The organism is Georgenia sp. Marseille-Q6866 (assembly GCF_965111665.1).
Map to the genome: position 1 here is coordinate 136,532 of NZ_CBCOOR010000005.1, position 18,857 is coordinate 155,388.

An 18,857-nucleotide genomic window follows, 5' to 3' on the forward strand; every position below is an offset into this window, starting at 1 on the left:
GACTGGAGGGAGCAGAGATGACCACCTTTGACCACACGTACGACGTCGTCGTCGTCGGCAGCGGAGCCGCGGGCCTGGCGACGGCGATGGGAGCAGCCGACAAGGGCCTGCGCGTCCTCATCCTGGAGAGCACGGCGAGGTGGGGTGGCAACACCGCAATGTCCGGCGGCGGCATGTGGCTGCCGAACAACCCGCTCATGAAGCGCGACCGCGCGGGCGACTCCCGCGAGGAGGCGCTGGCGTACCTCGAGGCGACGGTCGGTGACGCGGGCCGGGCCACCAGCCGCGAGCGCAAGGAGGCCTTCGTCGACGGCGTCGGTGACTTCGTGGACACCGCGATGAAGTACGGCGTCGAGCTCGTTCGCGCCCCTGACTACGCCGACTACTACCCCGAGCTGCCGGGTGGCAAGATCGGCCGCGGCCTGGAGGTCAAGCCCTTCGACGTCAAGCGCATCGGGGACTGGTGGAAGACCAACCAGTCGCCCATCCCGCTGCCGGCGAAGACCGACGACGTGTGGTTGCTCGGCCGCGCCTGGTCCACCCCGGCCGGGTTCGTCCGCGGGGCGCAGTTCGTCTTCCGTGCGCTCGGCGGCGTCGTCTCGGGCAAGAAGCTCGCGGGGATCGGGTCCGGCTGGACGGCGGCGTTCCTCGACGTCGTCGTCCAGAAGCTCGGCACCGACCTGTGGCTGGGCGCCCCGCTTGAGGACCTCGTCATCGAGGACGGCCGAGTCGTCGGCGTCCGGACCACGCGCGAGGGCAAGGCGCTGACGATCGGAGCGACGCACGGCGTCATGCTCGCCGCCGGCGGCTTCGACCACAACGTCGAGTGGCGCCGCAAGCACCACGGCATCGACGGCGCCCCCTCCGGCGCACCCGGCAACCTCGGCGGCGCGATCGACATCGCCGCTCGCCACGGCGCGGCGCTCGAGCTCATGGACGACGCCTGGTGGGGCGCCTCGATCGAGGCCCTTCCGGGCGGTTCGCCGTCGTTCATCGTCGGCGAGCGCTCGATGCCCTACTCGATCATCGTCGACTCCACCGGCGAGCGGTTCGCCAACGAGTCGGAGTCCTACGTGGACCTCGGGCACCACATGCTCGAGCACGACAAGGACGGCCCGTACTGGATGGTCTCCGACGTCCGCCACGCCCGCCGCTACCTGCGCACCTACGCCATGGACCCCCGGGCGAACAAGAAGATGCAGGAGGCGGGGATCATGGTCAAGGCGGACACCCTCGAGGAGCTCGCCGAGAAGCTCGGCGTGGACAAGGGCCGCTTCGCCGCGACGGTCAAGCGCTTCAACGGCTTCGCCCGCTCCGGCGTCGACGGCGACTTCGGCCGCGGCAACTCGGCCTACGACCGCTACTACAGCGACCCGACCGTGCGCCCCAACCCCAACCTCGGCCCGATCGAGAAGGGCCCCTTCACGGCCTTCAAGCTCGTCGTCGGGGACCTGGGCACCAAGGGCGGGGTCCTGACCGACGCCCACGGGCGCGCGCTGCGCGAGGACGGCTCGGTCATCGAGGGCCTGTACTCGGCCGGCAACAACTCCGCCTCCGTCATGGGCCGCACCTACCCGGGGCCCGGCTCCACCATCGGCCCCGCGGCGGTGTTCGGGATGCGCGCGGCCCGCCACATGGCGACGGTCGGCGCCCGCCAGACGGTGACGACGGCGGCTCGCTGATCCGCCGCCCCGTCGCCTGACAGATGGTCCCCCGGGGCACCTGCCCTGCCCTGGGGGGCCATCCTCGGCCGAAGGGGCAGACGGCCGCCGGTGCCTCCGGTTACCCTCGCTGGAGACTTTCCCGCACCTGAACCTGCCGAGGCCGCCATGCGTTCCGTCCGTCGTCTTCTGTCCTCCGCCCTGGCGGCGGCTCTCACGCTCGGGGTGGTGGTCGGCCTGCCGACCGCGGCCTCCGCGGACGAGACCTACCCCCGCCCCGCCTCGGGCTCCTGGGAGATCCAGGGGCGCGGCTGGGGCCACGGCATCGGCATGTCCCAGTGGGGCGCGCAGGGCGCGGCCGAGCAGGGCGTGGGTTACCGCCGGATCCTCGATTTCTACTACCCGGGCACGGCGCCGGGCACGGTCAGCAACAGCACGCTGAAGGTGCGCCTCGAGGCGCACCAGAACACCGCGTCGGTGCGGCTGTGGGCGCCGCAGGGTGCTGCGCGCCTGAGCGTCGCCGGTCCCGGCAACACGACCCGTATGTACGCGGGCGGCTTCGTCACGGTGGACCGCAAGGAGCGCAACCGCTTCTTCGTCCGGCACACGCGGGCGAACGGCAGCGCCGGCCCGGTGCACGAGTTCACCGCGGAGGAGCTCACCGTCACGGCGCGCGACGCCAACAACGACAACATTGGTGCCGTCGTCGGCTCCAGCTCGTCCCGGGGCACCTGGTACCGCGGCACCGTCCAGCTCGTCAGGGAGAACAGCACGACCTTCGACGTCCGCAACCACGTGGCGCTGGAGCAGTACCTGCGCGGCGTCGTGCCGCGCGAGAGCCCGGCGTACTGGGAGATGGACGCCCTCCGCGCGCAGGCCGTCGCCGCCCGCAGCTACGTCCTCGCCGAGATCGCCGCCAACAGCGCCGGCCTCACCTGTGACACCACCCAGTGCCAGGTGTACGGCGGCCGCGCGATCGTCGACGCCGCCGGCAGGGTCGTCACCGAGCAGGAGCACTCGCGGACCAACACCGCCATCGCCGACACCTCGCGCGAGGTGCGCATGTACCGCGGCGCTGTCGCCTTCACGCAGTTCTCCTCGACGAACGGTGGGTGGACGAGGGAGGGCAGGTACCCGTACCTCGTCGCCAAGGCCGACCCGTGGACCGGCACCGCCAGCGGTGACACCCGCACCACCTGGACCGACCGGCTGAGCGTGAGCACCGTCGAGGCTTACTGCCCGAGCAACGGACGCCTGCGCAACCTCGTCATCACCAAGCGGGACGGCAACGGCGCCTTCGGCGGCCGCATCACCGAGGCCCGGGTGGAGTGCAGCACCGGCAACCGCACCCTCACCAACCTCCGCTTCGACCTGTTCAGCGAGTGGTGGCGCGTCACCCCGCCGCCCACCGGCTTCTTCCTGTCCAACACCCTCGGCGCCGAGGCGGAGATCGTCTTCCAGTACGGCCGCGACGACGACGAGGTCCTCATCGGCGACTGGGACGGCAACCGCACCGACACCATCACGGTGCGCCGCGGCAAGACCTTCCACGTGAGCAACACTCTGCGTGCCGGCGGCGCGGACTACTCCTTCCCCTACGGGCGCGCGAACGACGTCATCCTCATCGGCGACTGGGACGGCGACGGGCGCGACTCGATCGCGGTGCGCCGCGGTCGCGAGTACCACATCCGCAACGACAACCGCCCCGGCCCGGCGCAGCGCGTCATCACCTACGGGCACACGAACGACGACGTCCTCGTGGGTGACTGGAACGGCGACGGCCGCGACACGCTCGCGGTGCGCCGCGGCTCGGTCTACCACGTGAAGAACTCCCTCACCGGTGGCGACGCCGACGCCGTCATCAACTACGGCCGCGCCGGTGACGACGTCATCGTCGGTGACTGGAACGGGGACAGGCGCGACACCTTCGGCGTGCGCCGCGGCAACGTCTACCACCTGAAGAACTCGATCAGCGGCGGCGACGCCGACCGCGTCGTCACCTTCGGCCGTGCGAGCGACGAGGTGCTCGTCGGCGACTGGAACGGCGACCGCCGCGACACCCTCGGCCTGCGCCGCCTGGGCTGACCGTCCTCCCACCGAGAGCCGGACTCCTCCCGAGGAGTCCGGCTCTCGGCGCACAGGGGTAGGAGCCCCCGTCGAGAGCGGGATCCCGCCGGCTAGTCCTGGGCGAGCAGCGCGTCGATCTCCCGGACGGCGTCCCGACCGGCGCGGTTGGCACCGATCGTGGACGACGACGGCCCGTACCCGACGAGGTGCACGCGCGCCTCGTGGGCCACGCGCGTGCCGTCCATGACGATCCCGCCGCCGCGGCCACGCAGCCGCAGCGGCGCGAGGTGGTCGAGCTGGGCACGGAAGCCGGTCGCCCACAGGATGACGTCGGCGGCCTGCTCGGTGCCGTCCGCCCAGCGCACGCCGTCGGGAACGATCCGCTCGAACATGGGCCGGCGGTCCAGGGCGCCCCGCCGCGCCGCGGCACGCAAGGACGGCGTCCACAGCAGCCCGGTCACGCTCACCACGGAGCGGGGCGGCAGCCCTGCCCGCACCCGCTCCTCCACCATGGCGACCGCCTCACGGCCCTCGTCGGGTCCGAAGGGGCCCTCCCGCCACACGGGCTCACGGCGGGTGACCCACGTCGTCGACGTGACCTCGGAGAGCTCGTCGAGGAACTGGACAGCCGAGATCCCGCCACCGACGACGACCACGTGCTGCCCGCGGAGCTCCTCGGCGCTCACGTAGTCCGCGGTGTGGAGCTGGCGGCCGAGGAAGGTCTCGCGTCCCGGGTAGTACGGCCAGTACGGGCGCTGCCAGGTGCCGGTGGCGTTGATGACGGCGCCGGCGGTCCAGGTGCCGCGGTCGGTGCGCACGCGCAGCGGGCCGAGCGGGTCGTCGTCGGCCCGCTCGACGGACTCCACGCGCACCGGCCGCACGACCGGCAGCTCGAAGCGGTCCTCGTACGCGGCGAAGTACCGGGGCAGGGCGGTGTTCGACGGCTCCTGCGCGTCCGGCGGTGCCTGCTCCATACCCGGCAGGTCGTGGATGCCGTTGACGGTCGCCATCCGCAGCGAGTCCCAGCGGTGGCGCCACGCCCCACCCGGCCCGTCCTCGCCGTCGAGAACGACGAAGCTGCGGGTGCCCGTCTCCAGCGCGGACCGGTAGCCGCGCCGCTGCAGGTGGTAGGCCGCCGACAGTCCCGCCTGCCCGGCACCGATGACGACGACGTCGGCCGCGTGCGCGGTCTCGTCGCGGCCCAGGGCGCGCTGGGGCTGGTCGAGGAGGACAGGGGGCATGTCTCCGTCAACGCGCCGGGCTGCCGCTTGCTTCCGTGAGGTCCGCAACCGTCGTCGCGGTCCCTAGGATGCGCGGTGTGAGCTTCGCTGCGGCCCCCACCCTCGTCGGCACCCTCGTCACGCTCGAGCCGCTGCGGCTCGACCACGCGGCCGAGCTGGCCACGGCCGTCCGGGACGGACGCCTCCACGAGCTCTGGTACACCCGTGTCCCCTCCCCCGAGGCCATGCACGACGACGTCGCGGCCCGGCTCGCCCAGCACGCCGCCGGCCGCGTGGTCCCGTGGGTGGTCCGCCGCAACGCCGACGGCGCCGCCCTCGGCGTGACGACCTTCCTCAACATCCGCGAGGAGAACCTCCGGCTGGAGATCGGCTCGACGTGGATCGCCGCGAGCGCCCAGGGCACCGGCGTCAACGCCGAGGCGAAGCTGCTCCAGCTCACGCACGCCTTCGAGACCCTCGGGTGCATCGCCGTCGAGCTGCGCACCCACTGGCACAACCAGCGCTCGCGCCGCGCGATCGCCGCGCTCGGCGCGAAGCAGGACGGCGTGCTGCGCAACCACGACGTGTGGCGCGACGGCACCGTGCGCGACGTCGTCGTCTTCTCGATCATCGACCGTGAGTGGCCCACCGTGCGGCTCGGCCTCACGGAGCGGCTGCGCGCGCTCGGCGCACGCTGACGCCTCAGGGCAGGGCGATGCCGTTCGCGGCGCGGTAGTCGGCGAGCAGGGCGTCGACGACCCGGGCGGTGCGCAGCGCACTGGGCCCGGTGCTCGGGCACGTGCCGAGGCCGGTCAGCTCGTCGACCACCGTCTGGATGAGCGGCAGCTGGACGGTGGCCGGGTAGGGCGCCTCGATGCGGCGCTCGCCGTCGGCGGTGGTGAGGACGATCGGCTCCTCACCGAAGGTGGAGAACTGCAGCGACCCGGCCGAGCCGAGGATGCGGACCTCGTCGCGCTCCTCCTGGGTGCCGTAGCTCCACAGCCCCGAGCCCAGCGCACCGGACTCCAGCTGGAAGGACGCGCTGACGACGTCCTCCGCCAGCGTCGCCCGGCCGAAGCGCGTGGCGTGCCCGGTGACCGTCGCGACCGGCCCGAGGAGGTGGTCGAGGAGGTCGAGGGTGTGGGAGGCGAGGTCGACGAAGTGCCCGCCGCCGCTCACCTCGGGCCGCACCCGCCAGGGCGCGTCCGCGCCGTCGTCGATGACGGCCGGCTTGGACGCGTGGACGGCGACGGCGTGGACGGTGCCGATGACGCCGTCGTCGAGCATCTTCTTGACCGTGACGAAGCGCGGCATGGCGCGGCGGTAGTAGGCGACGAAGAGCGGCAGCCCGGTGCGCTCGGCGGCGGCGATCATGTCCTCGCACTCGGCGGTGGTGCGGGCCATCGGCTTCTCGACGTAGACGGGCTTGCCGGCCTCGAGGACGCGGACCGCGTAGTCGCGGTGGGAGTCGGGCGGGGTGGCGACGTAGACGGCGTCCACCTCGTCGTCGTGGATGAGGGCGTCGGCGTCGTCGTACCAGCGCGGGACGCCGTGGCGGCGGGCGTAGTCGGCGGCCTTCTCACCGTCGCGGCGCATGACGGCGACGAGCGAGGAGCGCTCGGCCTGCTGGAAGCCCGGTCCGCTCTTGACCTCCGTGACATTGCCGACGCCGATGATGCCCCACCGCACTGAGTCCATGGCCGAACGGTAGCGGGCGGCCGCTGGTGCGCGGTCTCGGGTCCACGGGGCCGCGTGCCGGTCGGGTGGGAGCCGGCAGCCGACGCCGCCACGGGCGGGCCCTCCTGGGACCCGCCCGCGGCAGCGGCGCGATGGCTAGGCCCGTGCGGCCCAGCGGCGCAGGCCGAGGGCAGCGGCGGCGCTCAGGACGAGCGCCCCGGCCAGTGCGGCCAGCCCTGCGGCCGAGACACCGGTCCGCGCGAGCTCGCCGTCCCGGGCGGGAGCGACCCGGTCGTCGTCCCCAGCGGCCGGTGCCGTGGGCGCGGGCTCCGTCGTCGGCTCCGGCTCCGGCTCCGGCTCGGTGGTCGGCTCCGGGTCAGTGGTCGGCTCGGGCGTGGGCTCCGGGGCGACGTCGGCGGGCACGCCGATGCGGTCGAGGAGCGTCTCGGCGACGTCGCGGAAGTACTCCGCTCCGTACGCGGTGAGGTAGCCGGCCTCGAACTGGCCGGCGTCGAACTCACTGACAAGGGCGAGGTACTCGGCCCGCGTGCCGTAGGACGCGGCGAACTCCTCCGCCGAGATCAGCTCCATCGACCCGTAGACCGCGCCGGGGGAGGCGGCGCCGAGGTACTGGCCCAGCGGGTACTCGATGAGGCCGTACCGGACGCCACCGGTGACGTTCCCGGCGTCGTCGCGCACGAGCTCGCCGTCCGCCTGGTCGAACCAGGCCGAGGGCGCCGGCGCGGTGCCGCCCTGGTGGGCGTCGATGAGGGCCTGCGCGGCGGCGATGATCGCCGGCTCCAGCGGGTAGAGGTTGAGGGCCGCGCGGAACTCCGGGTCGTGGACCTGGGTGTTCCACGTGCGGCCGGCCTTGGCGATCTCCTCGTCGGCGGGGATGACCGTGGACAGGAGGTCGGTGTGCGGGGTGCCGGGGACCTGCCAGTGGTACCGGTTCTCGGGCAGCTCGGTGGGCGCGAGCACCGCGGGCCCACCGAAGAGCGAGACGTCACCCTCGGAGGTCACGGTGATGAAGGGGACGTCGAAGCCGGGCTCGGCGCCGGGTGCCGTGACGAAGCCCCCGGAGTCGCCCTGGCGGAGCGGGCGCTCCATGATCGGGCCGACGGAGTTGAGGTAGCCGTCCCACACCGAGCCCCCGTTCGCGGCCGCCTGGGCCGCGTGGAAGTGCGACGTGTAGGTGTTGAGGTAGACGCCCGACTGCGACTGGCCCAGGAGCAGCGAGGTCTCCGCGGTCTGCCCACCGAGGATGCTGCCGGCCTGGTCGCTGCCCAGGAGCACGCCGAGCTGCGTCGTGATGTCCCAGACGAGCCCCTCCTCCGCGCCCTCGACGACCATGAACGGGTCGAAGGCGCCCGGGTTCGCGGGGTCGGCGACGATCGGCTCGCGCTCGACGTCGGGGTCGACGTCCCAGCTGAGGTCCGCGTAGCGCTCCGGGTCGAAGTTGTGCAGGGCGTCGATCTGGATCGGCTTGGACGTGAGGCCGATGACCGTGTGGCCCTCGTCCATGGCCCACTGCCACATGCGGCGCCAGTGGTCCTCGCCCGGGAAGCCGTTGGAGGCGTTGAGGATGTCGACGAGGACGACGCCGGAGGAGTCCGCGGCGTCGGCGGGCCGGCGCACGAGGATGTGGTTGACGTACTCGACGCCCTCCTCGACGACGACGACGTCCTCGCCCTCGTGGTCGTACACGTTGGCGGTCCCGGAGAGGAAGTACTCCTCCTCGACGAAGCCGAGGTCGGCGACGTCGAAGGGCACGCGTGCGCGCTCCATCGTCGACCAGAGGTAGCTGTCGTCGGTCTCGGGCACCGGACCCTCGACGGCGGGGACCGCGGTGAGGGTCGAGGCGACCGGGTCCTCGGTGGCGGCACCGGCAGGTGCGACGAGGCCGAGGGCGAGGGTGCCGACGCAGGCCGCGGCGAGGAGGCCGCGGGCCGGTCGGGACGGGGTGTTCATGGGGAAAGGACCTCCAGGACGGCGTCGTCTATCGGCACAGCAACGCGACCCCGGACGGGGTGGGTCCGGGGCGCGTGTGGGGTGGAGGCGGTCTGCGGGTGTGCTGCGGCCCCCACCACTCACGGTCGTCCACGACAGCCGACGGGCAAAGGAGTTGCCACCTGTTGCTGCCGCTGGGGCCGGTCCGGCACGCGGTGAATAAGTCAGCTGTCGGCGCACATGGACGGGAGGAATCCAGCTGTCGGCGCACATGGACGGGAGGAATCCAGCTGTCGGCGCAAGGGGGCGCGGCGGAATCCAGCTGTCGGCGCAGAAGAGGGCTTCTGGCGGGAGGGCCGGGCGGGCTACAGGTCGGCGACGGCTTTGAAGCTGGCGTCGAGGGCGGAGCGGGTGGCGGGCATGTCCCGCATCGCCACCCCGACGAAGACGCAGTCGACGACGACGAGCTGGGCGATCCGGCTCGCCATCGCGCCCGAGCGGAAGGTCGTCTCCCGGGTGGTCGTCACGAGCGCGATGTCGGCGGTCTGCGCGAGCTTGGAGCCGGGGTGGTTGGTGAGGGCGACCGTCGTCGCGCCCTGCTCGGCGGCCAGGCGCGTGGGCGCGATCGCATCGGGCGTGCTGCCGGAGTGGGAGACGGCGATGACGACGTCGCCCGGCCCCCGCAGCGAGACAGCGGTGAGGGCGGCGTGCCGGTCCTGGTGGTAGACGGCGCTGAGGCCGAGGCGTGAGAGCTTCTGGCACAGGTCCATCGCGGTGACACCGCTCGCGCCGACCCCGATGATGTCGATGCGCCGCGCGCCGACGAGCGCGTCCACCGCGGCCTCGAGGGCGGGGATGTCGAGCATCGCGGTCGTGTCCTCGACCGCGCGCGCGTCGGCGTAGCCGATCTTCGCGACCACCTGCTCGAGGGTGTCGTCCGCGTCGAGCGTCCCGGAGATGGGGCCGCGCGCGGTGCGTCCCTCCTCGATGCCGGCCGCCTTGGCCAGCGCCAGCCGCAGCTGCGGGTAGCCGGAGAAGCCCATCCGCTTGGCGAAGCGCACGACCGTGGGCGCCGAGGTCCGGCAGCGCTCGGCGAGCGCCGTGATGGACTCCCGGGCCACGGAGGTCGGGTCGGCGACGACCGCCTCCCCCACGCGTCGCTCGGCGGGGCGCAGCTCGGGCAGCAGCGCACCGATCCGGCTGACGAGCGCGGCGCCGTCGGGCGGGGCGGACTCGGCCATGGTGTCCATCCTTCGTCGGGTGAAAGTAAGTTTGCACGAATCGTACTAGGGCGTAACTCCTTGACTTCCCCCCGTCGAGGCGGCATCGTCCTCGGGAGCAAGACTGTCACGGGCCCAGCGCCGGGAGCACCACCGAACAGGAGTCGCGATGTCGCCAGGAGAGGGCACCCGCTGGGGTGTCACCGTCGACTCGCCCACCGAGGAGCGCAACCCCCGCACCGTCGACCTCGACGTCGTCGGCACCCTCGAGCTGCTCACCCTCATCAACGCCGAGGACCGGCTCGTCCCCGACGCCGTCGCCGCCGCACTCCCCGAGCTCGCGCGCCTCGTCGACGGCGCCGCCGAGCGGGTCCGCGCCGGTGGCACCGTCCACTACGTCGGTGCCGGCACGAGCGGGCGCCTCGGGGTCATCGACGCCGCCGAGCTGCTTCCGACCTTCCGGCTCGAGGAGGGGGTCGTCACCGCCCACCTCGCCGGCGGGCCGCCCGCCATCGTGCGCGCCGCGGAGAACGTCGAGGACGACCGCACCGCGGGGGCCGCCGCCGTCACCGACGTGCGCGAGCACGACGTCGTCGTCGGGCTCGCGGCGTCCGGCCGCACCCCGTACGTGGCCGGCGCGCTCGCCCACGCCCGCGAGCGCGGCGCCCTCACCGCCCTCGTCACCTCCAACCCGCGCGCCGTCCTGCTCGACGACGTCGACGTCGCCATCGTCCTCGAGACCGGCCCCGAGGCGCTGACCGGCTCCACCCGGATGAAGTCGGCGACCGCGCAGAAGCTCGTCCTGCACAGCTTCTCGACCGCGCTCATGGTCCGCCTCGGGCGCACCTGGTCCAACCTCATGGTCTCGATGGTCGCGACCAACGAGAAGCTCCGGGCGCGGACCGTCACGATCCTCACCCAGGCCACCGGCCTGGAGCGCCCCGCCTGCGAGGCCGCGCTCGAGGAGGCGGGCGGTGACCTCAAGGTCGCGCTCGTCATGACCCTCGCCGGCACCGACCCCTCTGCCGCACGCACCGCGCTCACCGCCGCCGACGGCGTCGTCCGCACGGCCGTGCAGTCCCTGTCCGCACCGACCCCCAGCAGCCCGTCACGAAGGGAACCATGATGCAACGCCGCATTTTCGCCGCGACAGCGGTCTCCAGCCTCCTCCTCCTCGCCGCGTGCGCGCCGTCGTCGGACGCCCCCGACCCCGACGACCAGGACGCCGGCTCCGAGCAGACGGCCGACGGCGGGGAGTGCGCCGAGGACGTCAGCCTGCGCGTGTGGTCCTGGCGCACCGAGGACGCCGACGCCTACGAGACGATCTTCGACGTCTTCGAGGAGCAGAACCCCTGCATCACCGTCGAGTTCCAGGCCTTCGTCAACACCGAGTACAACCAGATCCTGCAGACCGGTCTCACCGGCAGCGACGGCCCCGACGTCGCGCAGGTGCGCAGCTACGGGCTGCTCCAGCCGCTCGTCGAGGGCGGCAACCTCGTGGCGCTGGACGACATCGTCCCGGAGGTGAGCGAGTTCGACGAGACGATCCTCGCCGGCGCCCTCGGCCGCGAGGACGGGCAGACCTACGGCGTGCCCTTCGCCTCCCAGACCCTGCAGATGTACTACAACACCGCGATCTTCGAGGAGAACGGCCTCGAGGAGCCGACGACGTGGGAGGAGTTCGTCGAGGTCAACGAGACCCTCGCCGAGGCGGGTGTCACCCCGATGTCCGTCGGCGGCTTGGACGCGTGGATGATGCCGATCGTCCACGACATCCTCGGCTCGGCCCAGTACGGCGGTGCGGAGTTCGAGGAGGCCGTCCTCGCCGGGGACACCGACCTCACCGACCAGGCCTACGTCGACTCCCTGCAGACGGTCGTCGACGTCCAGGAATACATGCCGGAGAACGTCGTCGGCGTCAGCTACACCGAGTCCCAGGTGCTCTTCACGACCGAGCAGGCCGCGATGTTCCCGGGCGGCTCCTTCGAGCTGGCCTTTTTCCAGGCGGAGAACCCCGAGATGGAGCTCGGCGTCTTCCAGGTGCCGCCGCCGCCGAACTCGGCCCTCGACCACCCCGTCACCCCGGCCTACGCCGACGGCAACTGGGGCCTGAGCGCCAACAGCACCCACCCGGAGGAGGCCGAGACGCTCATCACGTGGCTCGCCACCCAGGAGTTCGGGCAGATGGTCGCCAACGACCTCAAGCAGTTCTCCCCCGTCCCCGGCGTCACCTTCGAGGACCCGCTCATGCAGGAGATGTGGGACCTCTACCAGGAGAACCCCGCCCCCTACCTGCAGCTCGTCAACTTCCGCTACGGCGACCCGAGCGGCACCGACCTCCTCGGCGCGGGCGTCCAGGAGCTCTTCCTCGGTGACAAGGACCCGGCGCAGGTCGCGCAGGACGTCAACGACGGCCTCGCAGAGTGGTTCACCCCGGGCCAGTGACGACCACCCCCGCACAGACGGCTGCCGTGGAGCCGGGGCAGCGCCGTCGTCGTCGGCTGACGACGGCGGCGCTGCCCACCCGGGTCGCGCTCCTGTTCATCGCCCCAGCGGCGGTGCTGTTCGCCATCTTCGTGCTCTACCCGATGGTCACCGCGGTGACCTACTCGATGTACTCCTGGCGCGGGACGAGCCAGGAGGAGTTCGTGGGGCTGGCGAACTTCGTCAACCTCTTCAGCTCCGAGCCCTACCGCTCCACGCTGCCGCGGGCATTCGGGCACAACCTCCTGCTGTTCCTCGGCGCGATGGTGGTTCAGAACTCGGTGGGCCTGCTCTTCGCCGTCATCCTGCACCGCCGCGCCCGCTTCCGGCGCTTCTTCCAGGTGCTGTTCACGATGCCGTACCTCGTGAGCCCGCTCGTCGTCGGCTACCTGTGGTCGCTGCTGCTCTCCCCGCTGTTCGGCCCGGTCAACGCGGCCCTCAAGGCGGTGGGCCTGGACTCCCTCGCGCTGCCGTGGCTCGGGACGCCGGGCACCGCCCTGTGGGTGGTCGTCCTCGTCACCGCGTGGCAGTGGGTGGGCTTCCCGCTCCTCCTGTACGGGGCGGCCCTCGGCGGGCTGGCGCCCGAGCTGGACGAGGCCGCCGAGCTCGACGGCGCGTCCGGCCCGCAGCGCTTCTTCGCGATCACGCTGCCGCTCATGACGCCGGTCATCGGCACGGTCAGCGTCCTCACCTTCATCTTCTCGATGGAGGCCTTCCCGATCCCCTACGCCCTGGGCGGGTCCACCGGCGCGCCGGCGGGGGCGACCGACGTCCTGTCGCTCGTCTTCTACCGGACCGCCTTCGAGTCCGGCTCGTCCAACGCCATCGGCACGTCCTCGGCGATCGCGATCCTGCTCTTCCTGTTCATCTTCGTGCTCTCGACGGTCTTCACCCGGTGGTTCCGTCGCACCGAGAGGAGGCTGGGCCAGTGACCGCCGCCCCCGCGACGCGCCGTCCCGACGGCCTGCCGCCCGTCGTCACCGACCCCACCGAGCAGCCCCGCCGCGGGCGCCGGGACCGGAGCTGGGCCGCGGCGATGACGACGACGGCGCTGTGGCTCTACGCCGCCGTCGCCGTCGTGCCGCTGCTCATCATGCTGCTGAACTCGCTGCGGACGAACCGGGAGCTGGCCACCCAGCCCCTCGGCCTGCCGCTGCAGCCGGACTTCACCAGCTACCAGCGGGCGTGGATCGAGGCGTCCTTCTCGACGTACTTCCTCAACTCGATCGTCGTCACCGTCTCCTCGGTGCTCATCGCGACGGCGGTGTCGCTGCTCGCCGCCTACGCCCTGGCCCGCGCCAAGGGGCGGCTCATGTCGGTCATCGAGGCGGTCTTCGTCTCGGGCCTCATGATGCCGGTCTTCCTCATGATCGTCCCGATCTTCTACCTGCTCGACTCCTTCGGGCTCGTCTCGACCCGGACCGGGCTCGTCATGGTCTACGCGGCGGTGAGCGTGCCGTTCTCGATCTTCGTGCTCACGACGTTCTTCCGGCAGCTACCCGGGGAGCTGGAGGAGGCGGCGCGGCTGGACGGCGCCGGGCCGTTCCGGATGTTCTGGAGCGTCATGGCCCCGCTCGTGCGGCCGGCGATCGCGACGGTGGTCGTCTTCCGCTTCGTGCCGATCTGGAACGACTTCTTCTACCCGCTCATCCTCATCCGCAACCAGGACAAGTACACGCTGCCGGTGGGCTTGACGAGCTTCTTCGGGGAGTACCAGACCGACTGGTCCACGCTCTTCGCCGGGCTCGTCATCGCCACCGTGCCGCTCATCTTCCTGTTCCTCGTCGCGACCCGGCAGATCATCGCGGGCCTCACGGCGGGGATGGGAAAGTAGCGGCGTGAGCACGGTCCTCGCCGTCGACCTCGGCGGCTCCGGCTCCCGCGCGCGCCTGGCCGGCCCGGGTGGCGCGCGGGAGGCGAGCGGCGAGCGCCTGCGGGTGAGCGCGGGCGGGCTCGTCGCCGCGCCGCTCGTCACCGCGCTCGTCGAGGCGCTGGACGTGCGCGCCGGGGACGTCGACGCCGTGTGCGTCGGCTCCAGCGGGATCCTCACCCTCTCCGACGGCCCGCAGGTGGTGCTCGACGCAGTCCGCACCGCCGTCGGCGACGTGCGCACCGTCGTCGCCTCCGACGCCGTCACCTCCGCCGTCGGGGCGCTCGGCGGTCGGGCCGGCGCCGTCGTCCTCACCGGCACCGGCTCGACGGCGCTGGGCACCGACCTCGCCGACTGCTGGCGCAAGGTCGACGGCTGGGGCCACGTCCTCGGCGACGCCGGCTCCGGCTCGTGGATCGGCATGCAGGCGCTGCAGACCGCGCTCGAGCAGCACGACGGGCGCCGGTCCGACGCCACCGCGCTCCTTGCCGCCACCGTCGCCCGGCTCGGGGTGCCCGAGTCGTGGCCGCGGCAGATCTACACGCGCGAGGACCGGGCGGGGGTGCTCGCCTCCGTCGTCCCCGACGTCGTCGCCCTCGCCGCGGACGACGACGGCGTGAGCCGCGAGCTCCTCCGGCGCGCCGGCCGCGAGCTCGCCCGCAGCCTCGTCGCTGCGCTCCGCCCGCCGGTGCCACCGCTCGCCTCGTGGACCGGGGGGATCTTCGGGGCGGCCGTGGTGCTCGAGGCGATGCGCGAGGCGCTGGCGGCGCGGCGTCCCGACGTCGTCCTCGAACCGCCGCGCGGCACGTCGCTCGACGGGGCCGAGACGCTCGCCCGCCGCGCGCTCGCCGGTGACGTGCAGTCTGCCGAGCCGCTCCTCACCCTGCGCTGAGCCGGGGCGGGGGCCGCAGGGGGTGCTGAGCGCGGGACGTTAGATTGATCCACCAGGCGGATCAATCTAACGTCTCGGCACCATGCCACCCCGTGACCGCCGCCGCTCGCCTGGCAGGAGCCGGGAGTACGCGTCAGTCGGTGAAAATCTTGCCCACCGGCTCGCGCTTCTCGGCCTGGAACCTGTCTTCGGTGCGGCCGTAGGCCCAGTACCCGGAGATCGACACCTGCGAGCGCTCGAGCTCCCGGTGGGAGAAGAGGACGTCGCGCAGTGCCTTGACCGCCTCACGCTCGCCGTGGGCAAAGGCGCAGACCCGGCCCTCGCGCCAGGGGAGCGTGGCCGCGGCGTCGGCGAGGATCGTCGTCGTGCCGGCCGGCGCGGTGCCGCGGTGCAGCCAGCGCACCTCGACGCCCGCGGGGGCGCGCAGGGGCAGCTCGTCCTGCGGCCCGCCGACCTCGATGAGCGCGCTGCCCACCGCCTCCGCGGGCAGCGCCTCGAGGGACGCGGCGATCGCGGGGAGGGAGGACTCGTCGCCCAGGAACAGGTGCCAGTCCGCCGTCGGGTCGGGGTTGAAGGCACCCCCGGGCCCGGAGAGGACCACGCGCTCGCCCGGCTGGACGCGCTCGGCCCACGGTCCGGCGAGACCCTCCGCACCGTGGACGACGAAGTCGATCGCCAGCCACTGCTCCGCGGCGTTGACCTCGCGCACGGTGTACGTCCGGGTGACCGGCAGGTCCTCCGGCGCCAGGTGCTCGCGCAGGGCGGCGACGTCGTAGGGCGGCTCGAGGTCGAGCTCGGGCTTGACGAAGAAGATCTTGACGTAGCTGTCGGCGAACTCGCTGGCCTCGAAGGAGGAGAAGTTCGGCCCGCCGAGGTAGAGCCGGACCATGTGGGGCGTCAACTGTTCACGGCGGATCACCTCGAGCACGGTCTGGGGCTTCCGGCGGCGGACAGGACGGTCGGTCACGGGTCTCCTCTGAGGCGTCAGTGCGGCTCATTCACTGTACGCGACGTCCCTGCGGCGCCCCGGGGGGCGGACTCAGCCGGACGCCGCGAGCGCGACCACGGGGTCGCTCGTGGGCTGGGTCGACCCGCCCGCCGGCTCGACGGTCATCGCGATCGTCGCCCCGTCCGGGAGGTCGGCGAGCTCGGCACTGGCCTGACCCGAGGCCACGGTGAGCAGCCCGGCGGAGCGTGCCCCGCCGTCGTCGACGACCCAGAGCTGGTAGACCTCCTCGCTCGTGAGCGGGGGCAGGTCGCTGGCGGAGAACACGGAGGTGTCGGAGCCGACGACGGCGACGGCCCGTCCGCCCCCGGCGACGTCCGCGGCGAGGAGCTGGGCACCCGGCTCGGCGAGCGCCTCGGCCACGGTCGTCAGCTGCTCCTCGGCCTGCGTGGCGCGCTCGTACTGCTGGACCGCGATGACACCGGGTACCGCTGCGGCCGCGAGCACGACGGCCGCGACGAGCCACCGGTCGCGGCGTCGCGCACGGACGCGCGCGAGGTCGACGACGACGCCGTCGTCCTCGGCGTCGGTCCCGGTGCCGTCCTGAGGGGTGCGGGCGACGCGGTCGAGGACGTCGGCCCGGAGGGCGGCGGGTGGGGTCTCGCTCGCGCCTGTGGCAAGGAGGGCGGCGACCTCCCGGAGCGCGCGCGCCTCCTCGGCGAGCGCCGGGTCCGCGGCTACGGCACGGTCGACGGCGGCGGCCTCCTCGGGGGTCACCGCGTCCAGCGCCCAGGCGGGCAGCAGCTCCCGCAGCTCGTCCTCACGCATGGTCGTCCACCCCCAGGCAGAGGCGGAGCCGGGTGAGGCCGTCGCGGATCCGCGACTTCACGGTGGGGAGCGCGACGCTGAGGTCCTCGGCCACCTCGCGGTACGTGCGTCCCCGGTAGAAGGCGCGGACGACGGCGTCACGCTGGAGATCGCTGAGGCTCTCGAGGCACTCGCGCACTCTCGTCTTCTCCACGTCGCGCTCCACGCTCTCCTGGACGTCGTCGAAGGGGGGTGAGTACTCGCGCTGGGCGGCAAGGTCGTCGCGGGTGCGCTGGGCCTGCACCGCCCGCACGCGGTCGACGGCGCGGCGGTGGCCGATGGTCGTCACCCAGGCCCGGGCACTGCCGCGCGCCGGGTCGAAGCGGGTGGCGGTGCGCCACACCTCGACCATGACCTCCTGGGTGACCTCGGCCGCGAGGTCCGGGTCGCGCAGGACGCGCCGGGCGGTGCCGTAGACGGCCGGGGCGGTCGCGTCGTACACGAGGGTGAAGGCCTCCCTGTCCCCGTCCGCGACCCGCGCCATGAGCGCGGCGAGGTCCGGGGTGCCCGGCGGTGCCGGCGTACCGGCACGTCCGGGACCGAGGCTCATCGGGCAAGTGTGCCCGACGGCGGGCCCGGGCGACGGGCGGGAGGACCGCCCGCCGCCCGGAGGACCGTCAGGAGCCCTGGACGAGCGCGGCGTTGAGCGAGTCGATGGCGCCGGCGAGGGTCTGGACGTGCATCGCCAGGCCCTCGGCAACGGCGTCGGCGGGCAGCTCACCGGCGGAGATCTCCTCGAAGAAGGCACCGGCCTCCCCGCGGTAGGCGTCGAGCTCGGTCAGCGCCATGTCGGCGCCCTCCGTGTCCCCCGTGGAGATGGCGACGGCGTAGTCGACGAAGTAGCCGATGTGCTCGCGCCACAGGCCGACGAACGCCTCGCCCTGCTCGGGGCCGGCGAGCGAGCCGACGGCGTCGGCGAGCGCGACGGTGTTGGCGTCGAGCACCTCGGCGGCAGCCATGAAGGCCTCCGAGTCGGTCCCGCCCTCGGCGGTGTAGGCGGTGAAGACCGTGACACCGGCGAGGTACACGTGCTCCTGGAGCAGCGCTGTCATGTCCGCGCGCAGGGTCGAGGCCTCGTCCGCGGGGTCGCCGGACATGTCGGTCGCCGTGGCCAGGCCGGCGGAGATGACGGCCGCACCCTCGCCGACGTGACCGGCGGCCTCGCGCAGCGAGGCATAGGCCTCGGGGCTGCCCGCCGCGAGGTCGTCGATGGCGGCGCTGAGCGTCGACACGTGCATCTCGAGCGAGGCGGCGATGTCCGCGGCGGGGAGCTCGCCTCCGCTCACCTCCTCGAAGAAGGCGCCGGCGTCCTGCGTGTAGGCCTGCAGGTCCTCGAGGGCTGCCTCCTTGCCGGCGTCGTCACCCGCCGCGGCGGCGGCCGCGTAGTCGACGAAGTATCCGACGTGCTCACGCCACAGGGCGAGGAAGGCATCGCGCTGCTCGTCACCGGCGAGGGAGCCGACGGCGTCGGCGAGCGCGACGGAGTTGACGTCGAGAGTCGCCGCGGCGGCCTCGAACTCCGGGGAGTCGAGCCCGGTCGTGTAGCCCGTCGCCACGGCGATCCCGGCGAGGTAGACGTGCTCCTGCAGCAGGGAGGTCATCGTGGCCCGCAGCGCGGCGGCGTCGGAGTCCACCTCCCCCGGGATGTCGAGCGCGGCGGCGAAGCCGGCCGCCAGCGTCGCGGCGGTCTCGGGCATGTGCTGGGCGGCCGTGCGGGCGTCGGCGAAGGGGGCGCCGGTGCCCATGGGCATGACGGCGCTCATGTCGCCGCCCTCCATGGCGTCGGTCTCCTCCGGCGCCATCGTGGTCGTCTCCTGCTGGGTGGGCGTGCTCCCGGTGTCCTCGGTGTCGGCGCCGCAGGCAGCAAGGCTCAGGGTCAGCGCGAGTGCGGCCGCAACGGCGGCCGAGGTTCGGGTCGGGCGGAGCGTGCTCATGTCATTCCTCCAGGGTGGTCCTGCGCTGTCACCTGGGGTTCGGAGCACACGGGCGCCCGGATGGGTCGG

General features: G+C 72.9%; 16 protein-coding genes. 8 read left to right on the top strand and 8 right to left on the bottom strand.

The window, feature by feature from the left end:
• The first annotated feature begins 17 nt into the window (after positions 1-17).
• Both ACWPXV_RS06345 and ACWPXV_RS06350 read left to right on the top strand, forming a co-directional pair.
• Positions 18-1,682, top strand: a complete 1,665-nt coding sequence (locus ACWPXV_RS06345) for an FAD-dependent oxidoreductase (protein WP_454084438.1) — start codon at positions 18-20, stop codon at positions 1,680-1,682.
• Between the two features lie 147 nt (positions 1,683-1,829).
• Positions 1,830-3,746 carry a SpoIID/LytB domain-containing protein gene (locus ACWPXV_RS06350; protein WP_454084439.1) on the top strand — a complete coding sequence of 639 codons (1,917 nt, stop codon included), beginning with the start codon at positions 1,830-1,832 and terminating at the stop codon, positions 3,744-3,746.
• 92 nt (positions 3,747-3,838) lie between these two features.
• Here ACWPXV_RS06350 and ACWPXV_RS06355 read toward each other — a convergent pair whose 3' ends face one another.
• Positions 3,839-4,969 (bottom strand): NAD(P)-binding domain-containing protein, encoded by a 1,131-nt coding sequence (locus ACWPXV_RS06355; RefSeq protein ID WP_454084440.1) that lies wholly within the window; start codon positions 4,967-4,969, stop codon positions 3,839-3,841.
• A 77-nt stretch (positions 4,970-5,046) separates the two neighbouring features.
• Between ACWPXV_RS06355 and ACWPXV_RS06360 the strand changes: the two genes are divergently transcribed.
• Complete coding sequence (locus ACWPXV_RS06360) at positions 5,047-5,646, top strand: GNAT family N-acetyltransferase (RefSeq protein WP_454084441.1); 600 nt, start codon at positions 5,047-5,049, stop codon at positions 5,644-5,646.
• 4 nt (positions 5,647-5,650) lie between these two features.
• Here ACWPXV_RS06360 and ACWPXV_RS06365 read toward each other — a convergent pair whose 3' ends face one another.
• The 3 genes from ACWPXV_RS06365 to ACWPXV_RS06375 all read right to left on the bottom strand — a co-directional run bounded on the left by ACWPXV_RS06365 (position 5,651) and on the right by ACWPXV_RS06375 (position 9,816).
• On the bottom strand, positions 5,651-6,646 hold the full coding sequence (locus ACWPXV_RS06365) for a Gfo/Idh/MocA family protein (RefSeq protein ID WP_454084442.1): 996 nt from the start codon (positions 6,644-6,646) through the stop codon (positions 5,651-5,653).
• Positions 6,647-6,781: 135 nt separating this feature from the next.
• Positions 6,782-8,596 (bottom strand): alpha/beta hydrolase domain-containing protein, encoded by a 1,815-nt coding sequence (locus ACWPXV_RS06370; RefSeq protein WP_454084443.1) that lies wholly within the window; start codon positions 8,594-8,596, stop codon positions 6,782-6,784.
• A gap of 344 nt (positions 8,597-8,940) precedes the next feature.
• Positions 8,941-9,816 carry a MurR/RpiR family transcriptional regulator gene (locus tag ACWPXV_RS06375; RefSeq protein ID WP_454084444.1) on the bottom strand — a complete coding sequence of 292 codons (876 nt, stop codon included), beginning with the start codon at positions 9,814-9,816 and terminating at the stop codon, positions 8,941-8,943.
• 148 nt (positions 9,817-9,964) lie between these two features.
• On the opposite strand from ACWPXV_RS06375, the gene murQ reads away from it, so the two are divergent.
• The 5 genes from murQ to ACWPXV_RS06400 are packed head-to-tail and all read left to right on the top strand — an operon-like array spanning position 9,965 to position 15,041.
• Positions 9,965-10,921 carry an N-acetylmuramic acid 6-phosphate etherase gene (gene murQ, locus ACWPXV_RS06380; protein ID WP_454084445.1) on the top strand — a complete coding sequence of 319 codons (957 nt, stop codon included), beginning with the start codon at positions 9,965-9,967 and terminating at the stop codon, positions 10,919-10,921.
• Positions 10,921-12,240 carry an ABC transporter substrate-binding protein gene (locus ACWPXV_RS06385; protein WP_454084446.1) on the top strand — a complete coding sequence of 440 codons (1,320 nt, stop codon included), beginning with the start codon at positions 10,921-10,923 and terminating at the stop codon, positions 12,238-12,240. The genes murQ and ACWPXV_RS06385 overlap by 1 nt, the downstream gene beginning before the upstream one ends.
• A complete protein-coding gene (locus tag ACWPXV_RS06390) occupies positions 12,237-13,211 on the top strand; it encodes a carbohydrate ABC transporter permease (RefSeq protein WP_454084447.1) in 975 nt (324 codons plus the stop codon). The genes ACWPXV_RS06385 and ACWPXV_RS06390 overlap by 4 nt, the downstream gene beginning before the upstream one ends.
• Positions 13,208-14,113, top strand: coding sequence for a carbohydrate ABC transporter permease (locus ACWPXV_RS06395; protein ID WP_454084448.1), 906 nt, complete (start codon positions 13,208-13,210; stop codon positions 14,111-14,113). Before ACWPXV_RS06390 ends, ACWPXV_RS06395 begins: the two co-directional genes overlap by 4 nt.
• Positions 14,114-14,117: 4 nt before the next feature.
• Positions 14,118-15,041 carry an N-acetylglucosamine kinase gene (locus tag ACWPXV_RS06400; RefSeq protein ID WP_454084449.1) on the top strand — a complete coding sequence of 308 codons (924 nt, stop codon included), beginning with the start codon at positions 14,118-14,120 and terminating at the stop codon, positions 15,039-15,041.
• 133 nt (positions 15,042-15,174) lie between these two features.
• On the opposite strand, the gene ACWPXV_RS06405 is transcribed toward ACWPXV_RS06400, so the two are convergent.
• From ACWPXV_RS06405 to ACWPXV_RS06420, 4 genes are all read right to left on the bottom strand, one after another.
• On the bottom strand, positions 15,175-16,008 hold the full coding sequence (locus tag ACWPXV_RS06405) for a siderophore-interacting protein (protein ID WP_454084450.1): 834 nt from the start codon (positions 16,006-16,008) through the stop codon (positions 15,175-15,177).
• 72 nt (positions 16,009-16,080) lie between these two features.
• On the bottom strand, positions 16,081-16,815 hold the full coding sequence (locus ACWPXV_RS06410) for an anti-sigma factor (RefSeq protein WP_454084451.1): 735 nt from the start codon (positions 16,813-16,815) through the stop codon (positions 16,081-16,083).
• Complete coding sequence (sigK, locus tag ACWPXV_RS06415) at positions 16,808-17,404, bottom strand: ECF RNA polymerase sigma factor SigK (RefSeq protein WP_454084452.1); 597 nt, start codon at positions 17,402-17,404, stop codon at positions 16,808-16,810. The genes ACWPXV_RS06410 and sigK overlap by 8 nt, the downstream gene beginning before the upstream one ends.
• A gap of 67 nt (positions 17,405-17,471) precedes the next feature.
• A complete protein-coding gene (locus ACWPXV_RS06420; protein WP_454084453.1) occupies positions 17,472-18,788 on the bottom strand; it encodes a hypothetical protein in 1,317 nt (438 codons plus the stop codon).
• Positions 18,789-18,857: the final 69 nt, after the last annotated feature.